Annotated in this window: 5 protein-coding genes; 1 reads left to right on the plus strand and 4 read right to left on the minus strand. The window is 41.5% G+C overall.

The genetic code is table 11. The features are described from left to right. From FC07_RS15960 to FC07_RS15405, 4 genes are all read right to left on the minus strand, one after another. The coding region (locus FC07_RS15960; RefSeq protein WP_157050184.1) for a zinc ribbon domain-containing protein at nt 1-762 on the minus strand (762 nt) is incomplete at its 3' end. A gap of 20 nt (nt 763-782) precedes the next feature. Further along, nucleotides 783-1,235 carry a hypothetical protein gene (locus FC07_RS15965; RefSeq protein ID WP_155797905.1) on the minus strand — a complete coding sequence of 151 codons (453 nt, stop codon included), beginning with the start codon at nt 1,233-1,235 and terminating at the stop codon, nt 783-785. A gap of 506 nt (nt 1,236-1,741) precedes the next feature. Then, on the minus strand, nt 1,742-2,848 hold the full coding sequence (locus FC07_RS15400; protein ID WP_235807532.1) for a PrsW family glutamic-type intramembrane protease: 1,107 nt from the start codon (nt 2,846-2,848) through the stop codon (nt 1,742-1,744). Beyond that, the gene (locus FC07_RS15405) at nt 2,848-3,165 is read right to left on the minus strand and encodes a zinc-ribbon domain-containing protein (protein WP_057905953.1); all 318 of its coding nucleotides are present in this window, start codon (nt 3,163-3,165) and stop codon (nt 2,848-2,850) included. The genes FC07_RS15400 and FC07_RS15405 overlap by 1 nt, the downstream gene beginning before the upstream one ends. 48 nt (nt 3,166-3,213) lie before the next feature. Here FC07_RS15405 and FC07_RS15735 point away from each other — a divergent pair, with 48 nt between their 5' ends. Continuing rightward, nucleotides 3,214-3,426, plus strand: coding sequence for a sugar nucleotide-binding protein (locus tag FC07_RS15735; protein ID WP_083483363.1), 213 nt, complete (start codon nt 3,214-3,216; stop codon nt 3,424-3,426). Nucleotides 3,427-4,067 lie beyond the last annotated feature (641 nt).

Below are 4,067 nucleotides of genomic sequence, written 5' to 3' on the forward strand. Positions count from 1 at the left end.
CCCATGATACCGGGGTGACACTGTACTTGGAGAACTTATGGTGAATAATTCAGGTTCAAAATGATTAGGATCGAGAAGTTTATTTTCGTATTTGTTTTTCTTGTTTTTATCAAGAGATACCGCAACGTAGGCATATTTATAACTACCATCGGCATAGAATTGATCGATGACCTTAACGACATAGCAGTACGTCTTTTTCTTAGCAATTTTAATTGGAAAGATGTACCGACCGGTATCCTTATTCTTTTCAATAAAGACAGATGGGCTTTCATTTACGGTTGCCTGATTCAAAAGATCTTTCATTTGCAATATCATAATATCTTGACCATCGTGTTTGGTTACGTGGTCAATGATTGTATCGTAATCAGCACTACCCTTGGGAATCATCGCTTGCTGGATATATGCATATCCTTTTGGAATAGCAAAAATTAAAATAGCGACTACGATGACTAGTTTGAGTAAAAAATATGAATGAGATGATGTATTAGGACTACTAGTGTTACGTGCTGTTGATTGGGATTTTGTGCTAGCCTGAGTCGTTGTAGTTTGAGAATCTTGAACATGTTTTGATGGTGTAAGTGCATGACCGCAACTGACACAATATTTAGCTGACGGTGTATTTTCGGTACCACAGTTTGGGCATTGATTTGTGGAATGAGCTTCTTGTTTTGGTGCTGATTCAGGACCAATTAGTGCGTGGCCACAATATATACAGAATTTAGCGGTAGCATCGTTTTCGGTGCCACAATGGTTACATATCATGATTTTTCTCCTGTATGAGTTTAATTGATTCTTTTATTGTTTGAATAAACAGCGTCAAATGTGCTTGCTTCAAAGTCAAAGGCGCTCTGTGCACGCTCAGAATCCAGGGGGTTCATTAATGTTGCATCTTGAGGTCGATTAACTAGGATAGACTGCAAATTTGTTTTATTGTTTGTTGTTACTTGCAGGATATAAATTTTTATTCGAGCGTGCGATGGATCGGTAAAAGTGTAGCCGCCGGTACTCGTATTTCTTAGAACAATGATTTCAACGTAGCGATTATTAAGATAATGATGGATACGTAGTTGTTTCACATATAAATTGCCAATTTCATTAGCGGTTAGTTTACGGTGCTGGGTTTGACTATTGCTTGAACTGGAGCTAGCGGTTGTTGAGGAATTATTGGATTTAGGATATGCCTTAGTCAGCCTCATTTCGTTTTTTTCGATGCTAGCAATAGTTGTACTGGACACTGATTGCAAACTATTTTTGGTTACTTCGTTTGAAGGCCCAAAGTCGGTTGTTGCTATGCTTTTTCCATCATATTAGAACAAGCCACCGGCGACGACAGTTTGTTCAGTTGCGTTGTTAAATAATTTTTTTATGGTGATGGCGCTATGTTTTTGCATGATGATTTCTTTTGTTAGTGTCGTGTGAGGTTCATTGCCAGCACAAGCTCCGATCATGGTGAATCTGGTTGGATTGAGTTTAACCGTTTTGTCGGGGTTATTGGTAATCTTAGCAGAGATGTTGAACGTCTCAGTGGCTTCGTCACTCTGAGCTTTTTTTAATGAAAATGTGATATCAACCTGATTCTGAACTGATGGGGTAAGATCCTTGTAATCTTTGACAAAAATGTGAATAAAGTTAATTTTTGAAATTGAGTAGATCGGTCCCAGAAGTGATCCTTTAATTGTTGTTGACTACAACCGGTGAGTGTAAGACGAGAAACAGCGACAAAATGAGAACCGGTTTATTTTTACAATTCACTCTTTGGTATCTTTACCTTTCCCCGTTGCAGTTCACCGACTTCTCGTAATCCAGCATTAATTAACACTAGTATCGCAATCCAGGCCATCACGATGAGCCCGGTGACTTTGACAGATGTGAGGGGTAAATTCATATCCCAAACGGCATGGAGTGTGACGACAAAAATGAAAAAGTTAATAAAGTGAGGATCGACCAACATACTAGAATCAAAGTGATGATCGCGTTTGACGATCACTAGGGCAGCTCCGAGGATGGCACACCACAGTGTATGGGTGCCGAGTGAACCAATTGAACGTATCAATAACACCGAGATACCATAATCTTGTGCATAACCGGCATTTTCGAAGGCGGCGAATCCAGCTCCAACTGCGGCCCCAATTAACATGCCATTGAAAATGTGGGATAGGTTGTAATGCTCGACGTAGTAGATGACGATGATGAGTTTACCGGTTTCCTCTACTAACCCAATTAGAATTGCCTCCACAATTGAAAAGTTGCTAGCGCCGACGATCGAATACAAAAAAAGGGTCGTCAACAACGAGAATGCGCCACCGAGAAGGAAAACTTTCATAGTGACGTAGATACTGATATTTTTGAAGACATTGATTTCAAAGAACAGAATGAGTAGCGAAAACGGAATCGCACACGAACTGATAAAGACCAGCCCTGGATATGTTTTTTCCCCTTGAAAGAACATTAGAGCTGAAAGAAATAGACCAATAACAACTACGAAGAGCATCAAAATGCGAGAAAACAACCATGGTCGTACTGGTGCGTCTGATACTTCAGCAAGACTCGGGGTAGTTTTAAACGTGCCAGCGATAAAAATTTCTTCGGCATCTTGCTGGGTATGGTGCTCGAAGATACCACCGAACATCGATGCCACGTTAAGCGAGACGCTTTTGTCTTCGCCGGTCCATCGATTGAGTTGCTTGGTAGTATTATCAATGAAACTGGTATTTGGTGCTTGGGTCTGGCGGGTTTCCTGATCATGGTGAACGCTACTAGAAACTAGCGATTGACCGCAGGCGGTACAGAAATTATTGGTGGCAGCATTTTTTGCGCCGCATTGCGTGCAGTAGATATATTCGGTCATTAGATCCACCATCCTGTCATGAATATTCCTACAGCACTACCGATAATTAGAGTGAGAATGGCGGCTGTGATCAAGCCGTAACCTTGATACGGGTGGTGGCGTGCAACGATGCTTCCGAGTACGATTGCGATTGTGCCAAATAGCGGTGGTGTGACAATTAAAGCTAATAGCGCACTAATAATACCAATGGTTAGCAACCGCGTTGATTTTTGTTGAGTAACGATGGTGGCTGAAGGTGTAGTCAGTTGATGGCCACAAGTTACACAAAATTTAGCGTGGGCCCTGTTTTGGTGTCCACATTGGGTACAGTAGTTCATTTGGTTCCTCCCGAGTAACATGATCAAGTTTAAGCTACAGTCTAGTATATCCCATTTGTTGGCACGTGCACATGGTATAAATTTGCACGTGAAATTTTGCAAGACACATCCACGGTGGTACATCCAGTAACATCGGCAGAATATCCCCAAGTAGCACTACGACCGCATCATGCAGTGATGAGTTTGGCTAAGGCGCGATCCACTGGTTTTGTGAGACCAGATTGGCACGAGGCGTTGGCAAAATTCATGGCAGATTACTGACTAATAATTTAAACACATGGCAAAAGGCCCGGTAACTCAATCTTGAGTTTATCTGGTCTTTTTTGAGGTGTGCCCGGTAGGGGCGCAAATTGGGGCGCGTAGTATGAATCCTGGTGAAACAACGGTGATGAGTGTCATTAAGTGTGCTAAACTGTAAGCGTGACCATAGTTCGAACCTTGGTACTATTATCCCTAATTCTTAATTGAATTGTTTTTTTATGTTTGAGGCACTATTTTGAAGGCATTTTATTACTACTGAACTGGGTCCCCAGGTGCATGCATAGTACCATCGTAATCAACACCCCATGCCAAGCCATCACTACCTTCACTAGCTATTAAAGAACTAACAGCCATTGATCCATCTCCGGTAGCATTTGCCCACAGTTCTGTAACTTTTGTGTAGCCTGTGCCTCTGTTAAGAGTACACTTGGAGTACCCGATGGGCTAGTACTGGCCGCAGCTTTTTCAGTGCTCTGTGTAGTTATAGAAAAGTTGCTAGCAGTGATAGATCTACTAGTGGTGCTACGATATTACTATCTTCGCTAATACTCTTAGTACAAGTAGCATTATTATTGTTTAGCCTTTTTGGATTGAAGTCAATATTTGAGACAGATTTTAAGAGACATTCAGAACCGCGTTTA

It is taken from the genome of Loigolactobacillus bifermentans DSM 20003 (genome assembly GCF_001434575.1).
GTDB classification, from domain to species: Bacteria; Bacillota; Bacilli; order Lactobacillales; family Lactobacillaceae; genus Loigolactobacillus; species Loigolactobacillus bifermentans.

Coding starts and splice junctions, on each gene's coding strand:
- FC07_RS15400 (WP_235807532.1), bottom strand. CDS start 2,848: ATGACCGAATATATCTACTGCACGCAATGCGGCGCAAAAAATGCTGCC.
- FC07_RS15405 (WP_057905953.1), bottom strand. CDS start 3,165: ATGAACTACTGTACCCAATGTGGACACCAAAACAGGGCCCACGCTAAA.